The organism is Pantoea sp. Ap-967, assembly GCF_011752565.1.
Taxonomy (GTDB): domain Bacteria; phylum Pseudomonadota; class Gammaproteobacteria; order Pseudomonadales; family Pseudomonadaceae; genus Aquipseudomonas.
The window spans coordinates 1-1,220 of record NZ_VWXK01000079.1 but is presented as its reverse complement, the minus strand read 5'-3'; the positions used below and the strand labels follow the sequence as shown (position 1 = coordinate 1,220).

1 protein-coding gene is annotated in these 1,220 nt (G+C 60.7%); it reads left to right on the top strand.

The window, feature by feature from the left end:
* A partial coding sequence (locus F3J45_RS29555; RefSeq protein WP_205300748.1) for an immunoglobulin-like domain-containing protein occupies positions 1-1,220 on the top strand: 1,220 nt, incomplete at both ends.

Sequence of the window (1,220 nt, the reverse complement as noted above, 5' to 3'; positions counted from 1 at the left end):
GACGTTTATCAAGGCCATGCACCGGTCACCAACAGCATCAGCAATGTGTCCGGTGGCAATTACGAGAATCTGGTAGCCGACAAGTCGCAGGTCAGCACCTCTGTCACCGATGTGCAGGACACGACCACGGTTACCCTGACCGCTACGCCAAGCGTGGCCGAAGGCGGGACCATCATCTACACGGCAAGTGTGGGCGCTCCCGTCACCGGCAGCCCGGTTGTGGTCAGCCTGGCCAATGGCCAGACCATCACCATCCCCGTTGGCCAAAGCTCGGGCACCGCCACCGGGGCCGTCAGCAATGACGTGTATCAGGGCCATGCACCGGTCACTAACAACATCACCGCCGTTAGTGGCGGGAACTATGAAAACCTGGTGGCGAACACGGCGACAGTAAGCACTACGGTCACCGATGTTCAGGACACTACAACGGTTAGCCTGACGGCTACGCCAAGCGTTGCCGAGGGCGGCACCATCATCTACACCGCCACCGTTGGCGCTCCGGTCACCGGTAATCCGGTCGTGGTCACGCTAACCAATGGCCAGACCATTACCATCCCCGTTGGCCAAAGCTCCGGCACCGCTACCGGCGTGGTCAGCAATGACGTTTACCAAGGCCATGCACCGGTCACCAACAGTATTAATAACGTGTCTGGTGGTAACTACGAGAACCTGGTTGCGGACAAAACCCAGGTCAGCACCAGCGTTAGCGATGTTCAGGACACCACCACCGTCACGTTGACCGCCACCCCGTCTGTAGCCGAAGGCGGCACCATCATTTACACCGCCACGGTTGGTGCACCGGTCACCGGTAGCCCGGTCGTGGTCAGCTTGGCCAACGGCCAGACGATCACTATCCCGGTTGGCCAGAGTTCGGGCACGGCCACTGGCGCGGTGACCAATGACGTGTACCAGGGCCATGCACCGGTTACCAACAACATCACTGCAGTCAGCGGTGGTAACTACGAAAACCTGGTGGCCAACACCGGTACGGTGACCACCACCGTCACCGATGTGCAGGACACCACCACTGTTACGCTGACCGCTACGCCGTCTGTTGCCGAGGGCGGAACCATTGTCTACACCGCCACCGTTGGCGCCCCGGTTACCGGCAATCCGGTCGTCGTGACCCTGACCAATGGCCAGACCATCACCATTCCAGTCGGTCAGAGCTCCGGCACCGCCACCGGCGTGGTCAGCAATGACGTTTACCAAGGCCATGC